Source organism: Gallaecimonas kandeliae, assembly GCF_030450055.1.
In the GTDB taxonomy this organism is placed as follows: Bacteria; Pseudomonadota; Gammaproteobacteria; order Enterobacterales; family Gallaecimonadaceae; genus Gallaecimonas; species Gallaecimonas kandeliae.
In genome coordinates, this window is sequence record NZ_CP118480.1 from 2,636,605 (window position 1) to 2,652,971 (window position 16,367).

Below are 16,367 nucleotides of genomic sequence, written 5' to 3' on the forward strand. Positions count from 1 at the left end.
CAGGGAAAATTAAAAAAGGCCGGACCATGCCGCCCTTGTCAATGCAGGGTGGCGCTGCCCCCGGACAGGCCATCCACCTTGCTCTTCAGGAGGGCACAGGCGGGATCGTCGGGGCAATGCTCCACGAAATAGTTGATATCCTGGCGGGCCGGCGCCACGCAGTCCAACTCCGCCAGCAGGTAGCCCCGGTCGCGGATGAAGTAAGGATTGCCGGGGCTCAACTCCACCATGGCCTGGGTGACCTTGACCGCCTCCATCAGGCGGCCGTCCCGGGTCAGGGCGCCCTTGGTGGCCTTGAACAGGCGCAGCAGCAGGGCCTGGTTGTCCAGGGGCTGCACATGGCTGTCCTTGAGGCGCTGCCAATTGCCGCGGCTGCCGCGCAGCCAGAGCTCCAGCTCGGCCAGGGGATGCCAGCACCCGCAGACAGGGTCAAAGAAGCGGCCGGGGCGCTTGGGGCTGGTCAGCAACAGCTGGCCGGGGAAGTCGATGGCGCTGAGTTCTATGCCCTGGCTGTCGGCAAAAAACAGCAGCAGCAGGCCGAGGGCGGCACCGCCGCCGCGGCGCTCGCGGATCACAGAGGTGAGCAGGCAGCCCTGGCTGGTGAAGACGCTGTCCTTGCTGGAGAAGGCCAGTTCGCCGTAGAAGAAGTCCAGCAGCGCTTCGAGGCGATCCCCCTCACGGCAATCCTTGAGGCGCAAAGCCAGCAGGTCCCGCCATTCAAGCAGGGATCCCTCGAAGGCCCGCACGTCCACCTGGGCCAGCTCGGCCGCCAGATGCAAGGCGGTCATGGCCGGCTTGGCGGAAGCCGTGCCTAACCTGTCCTTGAGATCCGCCGACAGCATCATCCCAGCACCGCAGGCACTTTGGTGATGGCCAGCTTGGCGTTGAAGAGGATCCAGCCGTAGGCGCCGCCCAGGGCGAAGCTGCGCATCAGCTTGCCGCGATGGGCCTGCAGGGCGATGACGGCCAGCAGCACGTAGGCCATCAGGCCCAGCAGCTTCTCGGTGACCCAGGGCGTCTGGAAGGGATATTGGCCTATGACGGCACAGAGGGCAAAGGCGCTCAGCAGCAGGGCGCCGTCAAAAGCCCGGGGCAGCACCCGCAGCACCTTCTGGCCACGCCAGTCACGGCCGCGCCAGTCCATGATGAAGCGCAACGTCAGCAGGAAGAGGCTGCCGAACACGGCCAGCACGTGCAGATGTTTGAGGACGGTATAGAGAAATGCCATGGGAGGGCCTTTGCCTGAAACAGGCGGCCATTGTACCCCAAAAGGGGCTCAGTTGTCTTGCCAGCGCCCCAGTGTGACCCGCTCCTGGCCGCCCAGATCGTGCTGGGTACGCACCGCCACAAAGCCCCTTAGCTGCATCAGCTCGCGCACCGCCTGGCCCTGGTCATAGCCGTGCTCCAGCATCAGCCAGCCGGGACTTTGCAGGTAAGCGGGCGCTTGCTCGATGATGTGCTTGAGATCGGCAAGGCCGGCCTCTTCGGCAATGAGCGCCGACAGGGGCTCGAAGCGCACGTCCCCCTGCCCAAGGTGCGGGTCGACGGGATCGATATAGGGCGGGTTGGAGAGGATAAGGCCGAAGCGCTTGCCTGCAACGGGCTCGAACCAGCTGCCGGCCAACACCTCAACCGCAACCTGGTGGCGGGCCACGTTGCGGGCCGCCAGGGCCGCCGCCTCGGCCACCCTGTCGATGGCGACGCCTTGCCAGCGGGGCCTGTGGTGGGCGATGGCGATGGCGATGGCGCCGGTGCCGGTACCGAGATCGAGAAAGCGCAGCGCTTCCTCGGGCAGCGCCAGCGCCAGGTCCACCAGGGTCTCGGTGTCGGGCCTCGGGATCAGGGTGTGAGGAGTCACTTCCAAGGCCAGGCCGTAGAATTCCTGTTCACCGAGGATATGGGCCACGGGCTCGCCGGCCTGGCGGCGAGCTATGGCGGCCTCGAAGGCGGCCTGCTGCTCGGGGCTCAGGGGCCTGTCGCCGAAGGCCAGCAGGGCGGTGCGGCTGACGCCGGTGGCCTGCATCAGCAACAGCTGGGTGTCGATGGCCGGGGACTCGCCGCCGGCCAGCGCCGCCCTTCCCCAGGCCAGGGCTTCGCTCAGGGTCATGCCTGGCCCTGGGCCAAGGCGGCCAGCAGGTCGGCCTGGTGTTCCTGCATCAAGGGCTCGATGAGGGCGTCCAGGCCCCCTTCCATCACCTCGTCAAGGCGATAGAGGGTGAGGTTGATGCGGTGGTCCGTGACCCTGCCCTGGGGGTAGTTGTAGGTGCGGATGCGCTCGGATCTGTCCCCCGAGCCCACCAGGGAGCGGCGGGTCGCCTCTTCGACCAGGCGGCGTTTCTCGTCTTCCATGGCCTGGATACGGGATGCCAGCACCGACATGGCCTTGGCCTTGTTCTTGTGCTGAGAACGCTCCTCCTGGCACTCCACCACCACCCCTGTTGGGATGTGGGTGATGCGCACGGCCGAGTCAGTCCTGTTGACGTGCTGGCCGCCGGCGCCGGAGGCGCGGAAGGTGTCGATGCGCAGGTCCGCCGTGCTGATATTGACGGCCTCGGCCTCCGGCACTTCGGGCAGTATGGCGACGGTGCAGGCGGAGGTGTGGATGCGGCCCTGGGATTCGGTGGCCGGCACCCGCTGCACCCGGTGGCCGCCGGATTCGAACTTGAAGCGGCCGTAAACGCCGTCACCGCTGACCAGGGCTATGACTTCCTTGAAGCCACCGTGCTCGCCCTCGTTGGCGGACACCACTTCCACCCGCCAGCGGCGCGCCTCGCAGTAGCGGCTGTACATGCGAAAGAGATCGCCGGCAAAGATGGCGGCCTCGTCGCCGCCGGCACCGGCGCGGATCTCGAGGTAAACATTGCGCTCGTCGTTGGGGTCCTTGGGCAGCAGCAGGATCTGCAGCTCGTGCTCCAGGCTGAGGATCTGTTCCTTGGCGCTGGCCACTTCGTCCTGGGCCAGCTCGCGCATCTCGGCGTCGTCGCCGGCCAGCATTTCCTGGGCCACGGCCAGGTCGTCCTGGGCGCCCTGGTAGCGGCCGAAGCAGCTGGTCACTTCCTCCAGCTGGCCGAACTCGCGGGAAAGGGCCTGGAAACGCTTTTGATCGTTGATGACGGCGGGTTCGGAAAGCAGGGCCTGCACTTCTTCGAAACGTTCTTGCAGGCTTTCCAGTTTCGCCAATATGGATGGGTTCATGTCTTGTCTCTAGGGTCCAGGCCCAGGACGCCGGCGATGGCGTCCAGCCTTTCCAAATCGCCTTGGGCGCCGGCCTCGGACAGGGCCTTGGTCGGCGCGTGAATGAGTCTGTTGGTCAGTTGACTGGCCAGACGGTCGAGGATCTGCGCAGGGTCCCCTCCGGCCTGCAGCTGCTGCTGGGCCTTGTGCAGCAGTTCGCCCTTGATGCCCTCGGCCTGGAGCCGGTAGTCGCGGATATGGTCGACGGCAGAGAGGCTCTTGATCCAGCCTGCGAAAGCCTGCACCTGCTCCAGCACCATGGTCTCCGCCTCCTGGGCGGCCGCTTCCCGCCTGGCGCGGTTCTCGTCGATGATCTGCTGGAGGTCGTCCACCGTGTAGAGGAAGGCATCCCGCAACCCGGCCACTTCCCCTTCGATGTCCCGGGGCACGGCCAGGTCCACGAAGAACATGGGCTTGTGGCGGCGCTGCTTCAGGGCCCGCTCCACCATGCCCTTGCCGATGATGGGCAGGGGGCTGGCGGTGGAGCCGATGACGATGTCGGCCAGGTGCAGGTGCTCGGGAAGAGCCTCCAACGTCATGGCCTTGGCGCCGAACTGGCTGGCCAGGCTCTCTGCCCTGGCCAGTGTCCTGTTGGCCACCATCAGCTGCTCCACCCCCTGCTCGCGCAGGTGGGTGGCCACCAGCTCTATGGTTTCGCCGGCGCCGATCAGCAGCACCTTGGTATCGTCCAGGGCCGGGAATATGTGCTTGGCCAGGGACACGGCGGCATAGGCCACGGACACGGCGCTGGCGCCGATCTCTGTCCTGGTGCGCACTTCCTTGGCCACCTTGAAGCCGTGCTGGAAGAGCTTGTCCAGGAGCTGCGCCACAGTGCCGGCCTGGCGGGCCTGGCTATAGGCCTGCTTGAGCTGGCCGAGGATCTGCGGCTCCCCCAGCACCATGGAATCGAGGCCGCAGGCCACCCGCAGCAGGTGGGCTATGGCCTGGTCCCCACGGTAGACATAGAGATGCTCGCCCAGGGCCTCGGCTTCCAACTGGTGGAAGTCGGCCAGCCAGCGTTCCACCGCCTGGGCGTCTTCGCTCTGGCAGTAGATCTCGGTCCTGTTGCAGGTGGACAGCACCACGGCCTCGCTCAGGCCCGGCACCGACGGCAACTCCGCCAGGGCGCGGGGCAGGCTGTCGGGACCGAAGGCGACTTTCTCGCGCAGGTCCACCGGGGCTGTCTTGTGATTGAGGCCTATAGCCAGCAGGGTCATGAAGAGGCGGGTCTCTTGCAATGGGCGAGGCAATTCTACTGAAAATTGTGCGGCCATGGAAACAAGGGGGCAAGCCTCGCTATACTGGCGGCCTATGAAAAAGACCCTCTTGTTGTTGCTGGCCCTGGTGCTGCTGAGCGCCTGTACCAGCCATCCCCAAGGCCAATGGCCAGCCCCCAACCAGCCCCTGGACAGCTATCTGGTCCGCGGCAAGGTGGCGGTATTGGGCCCCGACAGCCGCAATTCCGCCAACCTCTTCTGGCAGCAGAAGGCCAAGCACTTCAAGCTGCAGCTCACCAGTTTCATCGGCACCAGCGTGCTGTCGATGGAAGGCCAACCCGGCAAGGTCAGCCTCACCAACGACAAGGGCACCTTCGAAGACACCGACGCCCAGTACCTGCTCTACCAGCTGACCGGCTGGCAGCTGCCGGTGGCGGACTTCCCGCAATGGCTCAAAGGCCAGAGCGGCGAGCGCGGCATGGTCAAAGAACGCGACGAACTGGGCCGCATCCGCGAGCTGTCCAGCGAGGGCTGGACTGTGCGCTACAAGAGCTGGACCCGCGAAGGGGGCCGCTACCTGCCCGAGCTGATGGACATGACCAACGGCGACATCCGAATCAAACTGCAGATAAACCAATGGCTACCACTCTGAGCCTGCCGGCCCCGGCCAAGCTGAACCTCTTCCTCTTCATCACAGGCCGTCGTCCCGACGGCTACCACGAGCTCCAGACCCTCTTCCAGTTCCTCGATTTCGGCGACGAGCTGCATTTCAGCCCAAGAGCCGACGGCCAGATCTGCCTTGAAAGCAAGCTGGAAGGGGTGGCTGCCGAGGACAACCTCATAGTGCGGGCCGCCCGACTTTTGCAGGAAAAGACCGGCTGTCCCCTGGGCGCCGACATCAGCGTCGACAAGCGCCTGCCCATGGGCGGCGGCCTCGGCGGCGGCTCCTCCGACGCCGCCACCGCCCTGGTGGGCCTCAACCATCTCTGGGGCACAGGGGTATCCCTGGAGCAGCTGGCCCAGTGGGGCCTGGCCCTGGGGGCCGACGTGCCCATCTTCGTGCGTGGCCGCGCCGCCTATGCCGAAGGGGTGGGAGAAATTTTTACCGACGCCGCGCCACCTGAATCCTGGTACCTGGTGGTGAGGCCGCCGGTGTCGGTGAACACCGGCCTGGTGTTCCAGTCCCCTGATCTGAAAAGGGATAGCCCCAAGCGGCTCATCACAGCGATCGAGCCCACAGAATGGGCAAACGATTGCGAAGCAGCGGTTTTTAAGCACTACCCCGTTATTGAAAAGGTTTTTTCGTGGTTGTTAGAATACGCGCCGGCAAGAATGACGGGGACCGGCTGCTGCGTTTTCGCCCGATTCGACAGCCAAGTCGCGGCCACCGCCACCCAAGCCCTGTTACCGCCCCATTGGCAGGGCTTCGTCGCCAAGGGTGTGAACCGCTCGCCTTTGCACGAGCGGCTTGCAGTCTGCGCATGATTTGCAGGGCCGGATTTTCCGGTCAAAACTGAACACACAATGCCCCTGAGGTCCTTACCGTGCCTGACATCAAGCTTTTCGCTGGTAACGCTACCCCCGAACTGGCGAAAAAGATCGCCGAACGCCTGTACATCCCCCTGGGGGATGCCGACGTCAGCCGCTTTAGCGACGGCGAGATCAGCGTTCAAATCAACGATCACGTCCGTGGCCTGGATGTCTTCATCATCCAATCCACCTGTGCCCCCACCAACGACAACCTCATGGAACTGGTGGTCATGGTCGATGCCCTGCGCCGCGCCTCCGCCGGCCGCATCACCGCCGTGATCCCCTATTTCGGCTACGCCCGCCAGGACCGCCGCGTCCGTTCCGCCCGGGTGCCGATCACCGCCAAGGTGGTGGCCGACTTCCTGTCCAACGTGGGCGTGGACAGGGTGCTGACCGTTGACCTGCACGCCGAGCAGATCCAGGGCTTCTTCGACGTCCCCGTCGACAACGTCTTCGGCACCCCCGTGCTGCTGGAGCACATGAAAGCACAGAATTTTGACAATCCTGTTGTGGTCAGCCCCGATATCGGCGGCGTCGTCCGTGCCCGTGCCGTGGCCAAGCTGCTCAACGACACCGATCTGGCCATCATCGACAAGCGCCGTCCCCGCGCCAACGAAGCCCAGGTGATGAACATCATCGGCGACGTCCAGGGCCGCGACTGCATCATCGTCGACGACATGATCGACACCGGCGGCACCCTCTGCAAGGCCGCCGAGGCCCTGAAGAAACACGGTGCCCGCAGCGTCTTCGCCTACGCCACCCACCCTGTGTTCTCCGGTTCCGCCCCCAAGAACATCAGCGAGTCCGTCATCGACCAGGTCATAGTCACCGACACTGTGCCCCTGAGTGACGAAATGAAAGCCTGCGGCAAGGTCACCCAGCTGACCCTGTCCGGCATGCTGGCCGAGGCCATCCGCCGCGTTTCCAACGAAGAATCCATCTCCGCCATGTTCGAATAAGCATCGGCTGGATGGCAAAGACCGCGCCCCTGGCGCGGTTTTTTTATGGCCAACGGCCAGGCTTTCGCGACAAGCCAAGGTTTCACTTCCCGCCCCCTTCTGCTCCAATGGCAGGACAACACACCAAGAGGAGTCACCATGCACTACTCCCGTATCGCCGCCCTGCTGGCCGGCTTCAGTCTGTCGGCCATGGCCGCAGCTCCCCAGGGCCCGGACTTCAACCTCGACCAGTACCGCCAGGCCGTCAAGACCCTGGCCTCGGACGCCTTCGAGGGCCGCGCCCCCCTGAGCGAAGGGGAAGCCAAGACCATCGCTTACCTCAAGGACCAGTTCCAGCAGGCCGGCCTCAAGCCCGGCTACCAGGGCAGCTACTTCCAGCCCGTGGAGCTTGGCCAGATCACGGCCAGCCAGGACATGACCCTCAAGGTGGGCGATCTCAGCTTCAAGCCCGGCACGGATTTCGTGGCCGTCACCCAGCGTTTCGCCCCCCAAACCCAGCTCAAGGACTCCGACCTGGTGTTCGCCGGCTACGGCATCCACGCCCCCGAACAGGGCTGGGACGACTACAAGGGCATCGACGTCAAGGGCAAGACGGTGATGGTGCTAGTCAACGATCCGGGCTTTGCCACCCAGGACCCCAAGGTCTTTCGCGGCAACACCATGACCTACTACGGGCGTTGGACCTACAAGTACGAAGAGGCCCTGCGCCAGGGCGCCGCCGGGGTGCTCATCGTCCATGAGACGGCCCCCGCCGCCTACCCCTGGGGCGTGGTGCAAAGTGGCGCCATCGGTGCCAAGTTCAGCCTGGTGGATAAAAATGACAACGCCGGTGCGCTGGCGGTTCGCGGCTGGGTGCAGAAGGCCACCGCCGAGGCCATCCTGAAGGCCGCAGGTCAGGACTATGAAGCCCTCAAGGCCGCGGCCGCCAAGCCCGGCTTCAAGGCCGTGGATCTGCACCAGCCGGTCAACCTCACCCTCAACAACAGCCTCAAGAAAGGCACCTCCCACAACGTGGTGGGGATGATCAAGGGCAGCCAGCACCCGGACCAGTATGTGGTGATCTCCGCCCACTGGGACCACCTGGGCCGCAACCCCGACCTCAAGGGTGACCAGATCTACAACGGCGCCGTGGACAACGCCACCGGCGCCGCCGCCCTTATCAGCCTGGCCAAGGCCTTCCAGCACAAGGCGCCCAAGCGCTCGGTGATCTTCGTCGCCTTCACCGGCGAGGAGCAGGGCCTGCTGGGGGCCACCGCCTTCGCCGCCAAGCCGCCGGTGCCCACCAAAGAGATGGTGGCGCTGCTGAACATGGACGGCATGAACGTCTCCGGCAAGGTGGACTACGCCTTGCTGTTCGGCCGCGGCCAGAACGAACTGGAGCGCTACCTGGCCAAGGGTGCCAAGGCCCAGGGCCGCGTCATCAAGGACGATCCCAAGCCCCAGGATGGCTACTACTTCCGCTCCGATCACTTCGCCCTGGCCCACAAAGGGGTGCCGGGCCTGCTGTTCATGAGCCTGGGGGCCAACAGCCCGGACTACATCGCCCACCGCTACCACAAGCCGGCGGACGAGTATTCCCCCGATTGGGACCTCACCGGCCTCAATGAAGATCTCAAACTCATCTTCGGTATCGCCGACCGCCTGGCCAACAACCAGGACTGGCCCAAGTGGTACCAGGGGTCTGAATTCAAGGCTGCCCGGGCCAAAGACAGGCACTGATAAAAAAGCCCCGCAGCGCGGGGCTTTTTCCTATGCTCAATTCATTTATCCGCAAGGCAGATCTGGCAAAGTAGCCATCCTTGATATTGCAAAGGACCCTAGATGAAAGCCCTGTCCTTTTTGGCCCTGGCCCTGCTGGGCCAGGCCTATGCCGGCGAGGCCCCCGCCTTCGACTACGCCCAGCTCAAGGGCGAGGCCAAGGCCCTGGCCGCCAAGCCTTACCAGGCCCCGGGCGACCAATTGCCCAAGGCCCTGGCCACCCTCAACTGGGACCAGCAGCAATCCATCAGCTTCAGGCACGACCAGGCGTTGTGGCGGGATCTGCCCAGCCACTTCCGGGCCGAGTTCTTCCACCTCGGCATGTACGCCCGCACCCCGGTCAAGCTGTTCGAGGTGGCCGGCGGCAAGGCCAGTCCCATCCCCTACGCCAGGCGCTACTTCGACTACGGCCGCTCCGGCCTCAAGGCCGGCCAGCTGCCGAGAGATCTCGGCTTTGCCGGCTTTCGCCTGCACGGCCAGACCGACTGGCAGCGGGATCTGGTGGCCTTCCTCGGCGCCAGCTACTTCCGCGCAGTGGGCTCCAGCATGCAGTACGGCCTCTCGGCCCGCGGCCTGGCGGTGGACACCGCCCTGCCCCGCCCCGAGGAGTTCCCCGTCTTCACCCGCTTCTACCTAGTCAGGCCCCAGCCGAGGGAAGACAGCGTCGAGGTCTATGCCCTGCTCGATTCGAAGAGCGTCACCGGCGCCTACCATTTCCGCATCACCCCGGGGGAACCCCTGAAGATGCGTATCGACGCCGCCCTCTACCCGCGCCAGCCCATAGAGCGGCTCGGCATAGCGCCGCTCACCAGCATGTACCAGGTGGGGGAGAACGATCACCGCATGGCCTGGGACTGGCGCCCGGAGATCCACGACTCGGACGGCCTGGCCATCCACAACGGTAACGGCGAATGGATCTGGCGGCCCCTGACCAACCCGGCGACCCTGCGCTTCAACAGCTTCCAGGACCAGGATCCTAAGGGCTTCGGCCTGCTGCAGCGGGACCGCAACTTCGACCATTACCAGGATGACGGCGTCTTCTACGAGCGCCGCCCCAGCCTCTGGGTCGAGCCCATAGGCCCTTGGGGCAAGGGCAGCGTCGATCTCACCGAGATCCCCACCAATGACGAGACCTTCGACAACATCGTCGCCTTCTGGCAGCCGGCCCAGGCGGTGCAGCCCGGCCAGGAACTGCTGCTGAGCTACAACCTCTACTGGGGCAATAAGCCGCCGGTGCAGCCGCGTCTCGCCCAGGTGGTGGCCACCCGCACCGGCCTCGGCGGCGTGCTGGGCCAGAAACGCAGCCATTACAGCCGCCGTTTCGTGGTGGACTTCGAAGGGGACATCTTCAACATGCTGGGCCAGCACCCGGACTTGACCGCCGAGGTGAGCGCGTCCAGCGGCAAGGTGGAGCTGGTCTCGGTGCGCCCCATCGCCGGCCACGGCGGCTACAGGGCCAGCTTCGACCTGGCCCCCGAAGACAACCAGGCCCCGGTGGACCTGCGCCTCTTCATCCGCAAGGGGGACCAGGCGCTGTCCGAGACCTGGCTCTACCAATGGACGCCGCCGGCCGTGCGGGACAGGGATCTCAACCGCCCCGATCTGCTGCGCTGAGATGCCAATAACGATAGAAGGGGCTTGGAGTTGTTGTATGACCTCCCTGAGTCCGTTTAGAGGCAACTTGGGGCAGGCGGTGGATAGTGCAGCTCAGAGCGAAATCAAAACAATCGATTGAATTGAAAGCGATTATTGACTATCAACAAGGCTGTCGATAACGTCAAGGATGACCCTGACTGGTCAACAATAGGGCGAATGATGTGCCCCAATTAATTAACAAGGAGAGTAAAATGGTAAACCGCAAAGTACTTCTTGGCCTCATAGGTGCTGGCCTGAGCTTTGGGATGACTGCTGCCTATGCCGTGACCATCGATCAAAATTGCCTGAATAACTGTGAAAGTGCGTCCGAAGCCTGCTTGGCAAGTGGTGAGAACTCGGCATTTTGCCTAGAGATGTATCGGGATTGTCGCATGAGCTGCTCGGAAGCAAATTAAGCCAAGACTCAGCTGTTAGATAATTCCAGGCCCCGCATCGCGGGGCTTTTTATTATCAGAGGTTCAGCAACAGGTAGCCGTTCAAGCCCAGCACCAGGGCCACCGTCAGCCAGCCGAGGCGCGCCGTCCAGGGTTTGTTGACGTGTTCGCCCATCAGGGCCTTGTCGTTGGTGAATCTCAGCAGCGGTACCAGGGCCAGGGCGATACCGAAGCTCAGCACCACCTGGCTGGCCACCAGGATACGGGTGGGGTTCCAGCCGAGGGCGATGACGACCAGGGCAGGGCTCATGGTCACCAGGCGGCGCAGCCACAAGGGGATGCTGAAATTCAAGAAGCCCTGCATCACCACCTGGCCGGCCAGGGTACCCACCACAGTCGAGGAGAGCCCTGCCGCGATCAGGGCCAGGGCAAAGAGGGTAGCGGCATGGCTGCCCAGCAAGGGCGCCAACATCTGGTGGGCCTGCTCTATCTCGGCCACCTGCTGGTTGCCGCTGGCATGGAAACTGGCGGCGGCCACCGCCACCATGGCCAGGTTCACGAAGCCCGCCACCGTCATGGCCACGGCCACGTCCCAGCGGCTCGCCTTGAGGCTCTGGGCCTTGTCGCCGCCGTAGCGGTGCTGAGTCAGGGCCGAATGCAGGTAGATCACATGGGGCATGACGGTAGCCCCCAGCAGGCCGGCGGCGAGATAGAGGGCGTCGCCGTTTTCGATGCCCGGGATCAAGGCCCCGGCCAGCAGAGGGCCAGCCGCCGGTTTGGAGATGAAGAGCTCGACGATAAAGGCGGCGGCCACCAGCAGCAGCAGGCTGCCGATGACCCGCTCCAGCATCGGTTGACGGCCCTGGAGCATCAGCAGCCCCCAGGTCAGCACGGCGGTCAGGGCCGCCCCTTCCAGCAGGCTGACCCCGAGCAATATCTTGAAGCCGATGGCAGCGCCGACGAACTCGGCCAAGTCGGTGGCCATGGCGATGATCTCCGCCTGCAGCCAATAACCCCAGACCAAGGGCCGGGGCAGCCGGTCGCGCAGCTGCTCGGCCAGGTTCTTGCCGGTGACTATGCCGAGCTTGGCCGAGAGCCACTGCACCAACATCGCCATCAGGTTTGCCCAGACCAGCACCCACAGCAGTTGGTAGCCGAATTTGGCGCCGGACTGGATATTGGTGGCGAAGTTGCCGGGGTCAATGTAGCCGATGGCGGCGATGAAGGCAGGGCCCAGCAACGACAGGCGCAGGCGCCGGCCGGGACTGCTCACGACGCCGCTTGAAACCGCATTGTCCATGGCCTGACCTCGAGCAGGGGTAATGCTATCAGCCTAGCCAAAAATGATAATGATTATCAACTTGATTGGTGCGATTGCGACCATCGGTTCCTTGCCAGGCACAGGTCCAACCCGCTGGCGGTCCCTTAACGCCCGTGTTACAAAAAAGGCAACAAAGACAATCGGCAGTGCCGCCATGCAGCTGGATATCGTCACCTCCCTGGTCGCCCTGGGCTACCTGCTCCTGTTCAAGGGGCTCTGGATGCTGGTGGCCAGCTACACACACGAGCAGCAAAACGCCATGGAACTGCGGATCTGGGCGGCCTCCAACCTCTTGATCGGCCTGGCCTACGGCCTCTTTTCCACCCGCGGTGAGCTGCCTTTGCTGTTGTCGTTGGTGCTGGGCAACTTCCTGTTCGCCTGCGGCTTCGGCGGTTACAGCATCGCCCTGGCCAGGATGTTCGGCCAGCGCACCATCCTCGGCCTGGTGGTGGCCAGCATCGCCCTGGGGACGGCCCTGCTCTACTGGACAGAGATAGTGCAGGGCAGCGCCGCCTACCGCATGCCGATTTTGGCGCTGCTGACCATAGTGGTATGGGTGCTGTCCTTCCTCCATTGCTTCCAGGAATACCGGCGCCGGCCCTCCCCCCATGTGGCGGCCATGACCCTGGTATTGCTGTCGATCATATTGGTCAGCTTCGTGCGCCTGGCCCTGGCCTATGTCACCGACAATTACGGTTACCAGGGCTTGCCGGTGCAGTACCTGGGCCTGAAGATCACCACCTTCGTGCTGGTGCTGGCGCCGCCGCTGCTGACGGTCGGTTTCTTCCTGCTCTGCACCGAGCGTACCCAGCAAAAATTCAAGGAGTTGGCCACCCTGGACCCCTTGACCGGGGTCCGCAACCGCCGCTCCAGCCTCTTCCTGGCCGACAGGGCGTTGGGCACAGGCAACGAACTGTCCTGCATCATGCTGGACCTCGACCACTTCAAAAGGATCAACGACTGCCATGGCCATGGCGGCGGTGATGCCGTGCTCACTCACCTGGCTGCCATCGTCAATGGCCGGCTGCGCAAGGGGGATATATTCGGACGTTTCGGCGGCGAGGAGTTCGTCATCTTCCTGCCCGGCACCAACCTGGCGGAGGCCGACCAACTGGCCGAGGCGCTGCGCCTGGCCTTGGTGAACAACCCCCTGACCTTCGAAGGCAAGGCCATCCCTTTCACCGCCTCCTTCGGGGTGGCACAGTGGCAGAAAGGGGAAAGCCTGTCAGCCCTGACCGGCCGTGCCGACAAGGCCCTCTACCAGGCCAAGGACGCCGGCCGCAACCAGGTGGTCAGCCTGCCTTAGCCGCAGGCCGCCGCTCGGTAGCACCCGCCTTGGCGCCTTCCAGGCCGTAGCGCATCAGGTCCCGCCAGGACAGCATCCCCAGCAGCCGCATCTCCTCACCCACCACAGGCAGGCAGCCGAAGTCGCTGTCCAGCAGCGCCCTGGCCGCTTCCCGCAAGGGTTGCTCCGGCCCCAGTAGCGGCACATAGCGGTGCATGAACTGGTGCACCGGGCGGCGCAGCAGCTCCCTGTCCATGCCCCGTTCGGCAGGGGTATTGAGGAAAGGGCTGAGCTGGGCCAGGTAATCGGCGAAGGAGAAAAGCCCGACGAGACAGTGAAGATCATCCACGACAGGCAGCTGGCGAAAGGAATGGCGGGCAAAGAGCGCACCCGCTTCTTCCAAATTGGTATCCATGGTAGCTATGACCAGCTCCCTGGCCATGATGCTGGCGACCGACATATCCCTCTCCCGGTGGCAACTTCACCTGAAGGTTAGCCCAGCCTCGGCGGCCCTGCCCCTAGGCCACAGCCAAAATCCCAACCCCAGCCCCATCAGCCCCAAAGCGCCCAGGTAGGCCAAAGGCCCAAGGGGGTGCCAGGCCACCAGCAGGGAGACCAGTATGGGGGTGAAGCCGCCGAAAATGGCGTAGGCCAGGTTGTAGGAAAAGGACAGGCCGGTGAAGCGGATCGGCGCCGGGAAGGCGGCAACGGCGATGGCCGGGATCACCCCGGTAATGCCGACCCCGAAGCCCGCCAAGGCGTAGAGGGGCTTGAGCCAGCCGGGATGCAAGGGCAACAGCGTCATCATCAGGCCATAGCTGGCCACCAGCAGCAGGCTGAAGGCCGCCAGCACAGGGCCAGGGCCCAGGCGATCGCTCAGGTGCCCGGCCAGCACGGCGCCCAGCATCACCGCCAGGGTCGCCAGGGCGTTGGCGCTGAAGGCATCCACGGCGCCGATGCCGGCCTGAGCCTGGATCAGGGTCGGGGTCATCAGGATCACCACCACCACGGCGCCAGTCAGCAGCCAGGTCACGGCCATGGCCAGCAGCACCTGCCCCTTGTGTCCCCTGAGCAGCAGCTTCAGCGGCAGCTCGGCGGCCAGGGCCCGCTTGGCCTCCAGTTCGGCAAAGACGGGGGTCTCGTGCAGGTACTGGCGAAGGTAGACGGCAAAGAGCCCGAACAGGCCCCCCACCAGGAAGGGGATGCGCCAGGCCCAGGTCAGCAGCTCGCCACCGAAGCGGCCGTTGATGAAGACGGCCATCAAGGAGCCCAGCAGTATGCCCCCCACCAGGCCGGCCGTCAGGCTGCCGCAGGCCAGGCCCAGGTGGCGGCGCCCGGCGTGCTCGGACACGAAGACCCAGGCCCCAGGCACCTCGCCGCCCACGGCCGCCCCCTGCAAGATGCGCATAAAGAGCAACGCCAACGGCGCCCAGAGCCCCCAGTCGCCATAGGTGGGCAGGCAGCCGATCAGCAGGGTCGGCACCGACATCAGGAAGATGGAGAGGGTGAACATCTTCTTGCGCCCCACCAGATCCCCAAAGTGGGCCAGGATGACGCCCCCCAGGGGCCTGGCCAGGTAGCCGGCGGCGAAAAGGCCGAAGGTCTGCAACTGGCGCAGCCAGTCGGGCATCTCAGGCGGGAAGAACAGCTGGCCTATGGCCTTGGCGAAGAACACGAAGATGATGAAGTCGTAGAACTCCAGGGCGCCCCCCAGGGCGGAGAGGGCCAGCACCTTGAGCTGGGGGCGGGACAGTTTGCTTTCCGTTGCCATGGCGGCTTCCTGGTTTTAAGGCAAGTCCTTGGACGCTAACAGATTTTCAAGCCACCGTCAGGCTCGTCGGACAAGCGGCCCAAGCCCCCCTTGCCGAGGGCCCCTGCCCTTTGCACAATGGGCCCTCGTTTCTGGCAAGGGAGCCACCATGAGCCTGCCTTCTTCCGTCCGCCTCGGCCACACCGACAGCAATCTCGCCTACCTGGATATCGACTCCCGCCTCTGCAAGGCCAGGGTCTTCCTGCAAGGGGCGCACCTGGCCCAGTTCCAGCCCAAGGGCCAGGGGCCGCTGCTGTGGCTGTCCCCCGATGAGGACTTCGCCCGCGGCCGTGCCATCCGCGGCGGCGTGCCCATCTGCTGGCCCTGGTTCGGCAACGACAAGCCGACCCCAGAGGCCCCGGCCCACGGCTATGCCCGCAGCTGCGAATGGCAGCTGGACGACGTGGAGGACAGGGACGGTGAAGTGCTTATCCAGCTCAGCCTGCCCATGGAGGCCGTCCCCGCCGCCCATTGGCCCCATCCCTGCGAGCTGAGCCTGAGCCTAGTGCTGGGCAAGAGCGCCCGCCTGGCCCTGACCACCACCAACCTGGGCGACCAACCCTTTCGCCTGACCCAGGCCCTGCACAGCTACTTCCCGGTGGCGGACATCAAGCAAGTGCGGGTGCAAGGGTTGGAAGGTGCCGACTACCTGGAATTCGGCCAGGGCCTCCTCCCCCAGCAAGGGGAGGTGGTCATCGACAGGGAAGTGGACCGCCAATACCTGACCGCCAACCCCGTCCAGCGCATCGACACGGGCGACGGCGTCATCGAAGTCAAACGGGAGGGCAGCGCCAGCCTGGTGCTCTGGAACCCCTGGGTGGACAAGGCCAAGGCCCTGGGCCAGTTCCCCGACGACGGCTACCAGGCCATGCTCTGCCTGGAAGCGGCCAATGTGCGGGAAGACGCCGTCACCCTGGCCCCTGGCCAGCAACATAGCCTGGTGACGGAGATCAGCTGGGCGAACCTAGAAGGCTGAGCACTGCTCAGGCGCAGGTGAGCGCCCGCACACAGGAAGTGCGGGCCGGAATGTGGCCCCATGGATGGGTGAGGGCCGAAGCGAAGACGCCGCCTTCGCGCATCTTCACGCGAGCCTCTGGATGGGCGAGCCGGGCTGGGTGCCAGGGAAGGCTCCCAACCCAGGCCCAACTCGAAGCAACGGTACGCCTGCAGCATGGCTTATCGTTTGCCGGTTCCCGCACCGGCGGGCGTGATACTTTGTTTTC

The 16,367-nt window shown here is 64.8% G+C and carries 15 protein-coding genes; 7 read left to right on the forward strand and 8 right to left on the reverse strand.

The features are described 5' to 3' along the window. Window positions 1-38: 38 nt before the first annotated feature. The 5 genes from PVT67_RS13090 to hemA are packed head-to-tail and all read right to left on the reverse strand — an operon-like array spanning window position 39 to window position 4,451. Entirely contained in the window at window positions 39-845 is an 807-nt protein-coding gene (locus tag PVT67_RS13090; RefSeq protein WP_301494169.1) for a transglutaminase family protein, read from the reverse strand. Continuing rightward, on the reverse strand, window positions 842-1,228 hold the full coding sequence (locus tag PVT67_RS13095; RefSeq protein WP_301494172.1) for a SirB2 family protein: 387 nt from the start codon (window positions 1,226-1,228) through the stop codon (window positions 842-844). Before PVT67_RS13095 ends, PVT67_RS13090 begins: the two co-directional genes overlap by 4 nt. A gap of 48 nt (window positions 1,229-1,276) precedes the next feature. Then, a complete protein-coding gene (gene prmC, locus PVT67_RS13100) occupies window positions 1,277-2,107 on the reverse strand; it encodes a peptide chain release factor N(5)-glutamine methyltransferase (protein ID WP_301494176.1) in 831 nt (276 codons plus the stop codon). Further along, window positions 2,104-3,195 (reverse strand): peptide chain release factor 1, encoded by a 1,092-nt coding sequence (gene prfA / locus PVT67_RS13105; RefSeq protein ID WP_301494178.1) that lies wholly within the window; start codon window positions 3,193-3,195, stop codon window positions 2,104-2,106. The genes prmC and prfA overlap by 4 nt, the downstream gene beginning before the upstream one ends. Next, on the reverse strand, window positions 3,192-4,451 hold the full coding sequence (gene hemA / locus PVT67_RS13110) for a glutamyl-tRNA reductase (RefSeq protein ID WP_301494180.1): 1,260 nt from the start codon (window positions 4,449-4,451) through the stop codon (window positions 3,192-3,194). The genes prfA and hemA overlap by 4 nt, the downstream gene beginning before the upstream one ends. 94 nt (window positions 4,452-4,545) lie before the next feature. On the opposite strand from hemA, the gene lolB reads away from it, so the two are divergent. The 5 genes from lolB (at window position 4,546) to PVT67_RS13135 (ending at window position 10,312) form a co-directional block, all read left to right on the forward strand. Next, window positions 4,546-5,103, forward strand: coding sequence for a lipoprotein insertase outer membrane protein LolB (gene lolB / locus PVT67_RS13115; protein WP_301494182.1), 558 nt, complete (start codon window positions 4,546-4,548; stop codon window positions 5,101-5,103). Then, window positions 5,088-5,936: a 4-(cytidine 5'-diphospho)-2-C-methyl-D-erythritol kinase gene (ispE, locus tag PVT67_RS13120; protein WP_301494185.1), complete on the forward strand. Its 849-nt coding sequence runs from the start codon at window positions 5,088-5,090 to the stop codon at window positions 5,934-5,936. The genes lolB and ispE overlap by 16 nt, the downstream gene beginning before the upstream one ends. Before the next feature lie 59 nt (window positions 5,937-5,995). Further along, window positions 5,996-6,940, forward strand: coding sequence for a ribose-phosphate pyrophosphokinase (locus PVT67_RS13125; RefSeq protein WP_301494187.1), 945 nt, complete (start codon window positions 5,996-5,998; stop codon window positions 6,938-6,940). A gap of 138 nt (window positions 6,941-7,078) precedes the next feature. Beyond that, window positions 7,079-8,659, forward strand: a complete 1,581-nt coding sequence (locus PVT67_RS13130; protein ID WP_301494189.1) for a M28 family peptidase — start codon at window positions 7,079-7,081, stop codon at window positions 8,657-8,659. Window positions 8,660-8,761: 102 nt separating this feature from the next. Continuing rightward, window positions 8,762-10,312, forward strand: coding sequence for an OpgD/OpgG family glucan biosynthesis protein (locus tag PVT67_RS13135; RefSeq protein ID WP_301494191.1), 1,551 nt, complete (start codon window positions 8,762-8,764; stop codon window positions 10,310-10,312). A gap of 492 nt (window positions 10,313-10,804) precedes the next feature. Here PVT67_RS13135 and PVT67_RS13140 read toward each other — a convergent pair whose 3' ends face one another. Next, complete coding sequence (locus PVT67_RS13140) at window positions 10,805-12,028, reverse strand: Nramp family divalent metal transporter (protein WP_301494194.1); 1,224 nt, start codon at window positions 12,026-12,028, stop codon at window positions 10,805-10,807. A 175-nt stretch (window positions 12,029-12,203) separates the two neighbouring features. Between PVT67_RS13140 and PVT67_RS13145 the strand changes: the two genes are divergently transcribed. Further along, window positions 12,204-13,355, forward strand: coding sequence for a GGDEF domain-containing protein (locus PVT67_RS13145; protein WP_301494196.1), 1,152 nt, complete (start codon window positions 12,204-12,206; stop codon window positions 13,353-13,355). Here the strand turns inward: PVT67_RS13145 and PVT67_RS13150 are convergent. Both PVT67_RS13150 and PVT67_RS13155 read right to left on the reverse strand, forming a co-directional pair. Beyond that, window positions 13,342-13,794, reverse strand: a complete 453-nt coding sequence (locus PVT67_RS13150) for a CBS domain-containing protein (protein WP_301494198.1) — start codon at window positions 13,792-13,794, stop codon at window positions 13,342-13,344. The two genes, PVT67_RS13145 and PVT67_RS13150, sit on opposite strands and share 14 nt — an antisense overlap. A gap of 21 nt (window positions 13,795-13,815) precedes the next feature. Then, the gene (locus PVT67_RS13155) at window positions 13,816-15,105 is read right to left on the reverse strand and encodes an MFS transporter (RefSeq protein ID WP_301494200.1); all 1,290 of its coding nucleotides are present in this window, start codon (window positions 15,103-15,105) and stop codon (window positions 13,816-13,818) included. A 148-nt stretch (window positions 15,106-15,253) separates the two neighbouring features. On the opposite strand from PVT67_RS13155, the gene PVT67_RS13160 reads away from it, so the two are divergent. Then, window positions 15,254-16,120, forward strand: coding sequence for a D-hexose-6-phosphate mutarotase (locus tag PVT67_RS13160; RefSeq protein WP_301494202.1), 867 nt, complete (start codon window positions 15,254-15,256; stop codon window positions 16,118-16,120). Window positions 16,121-16,367: the final 247 nt, after the last annotated feature.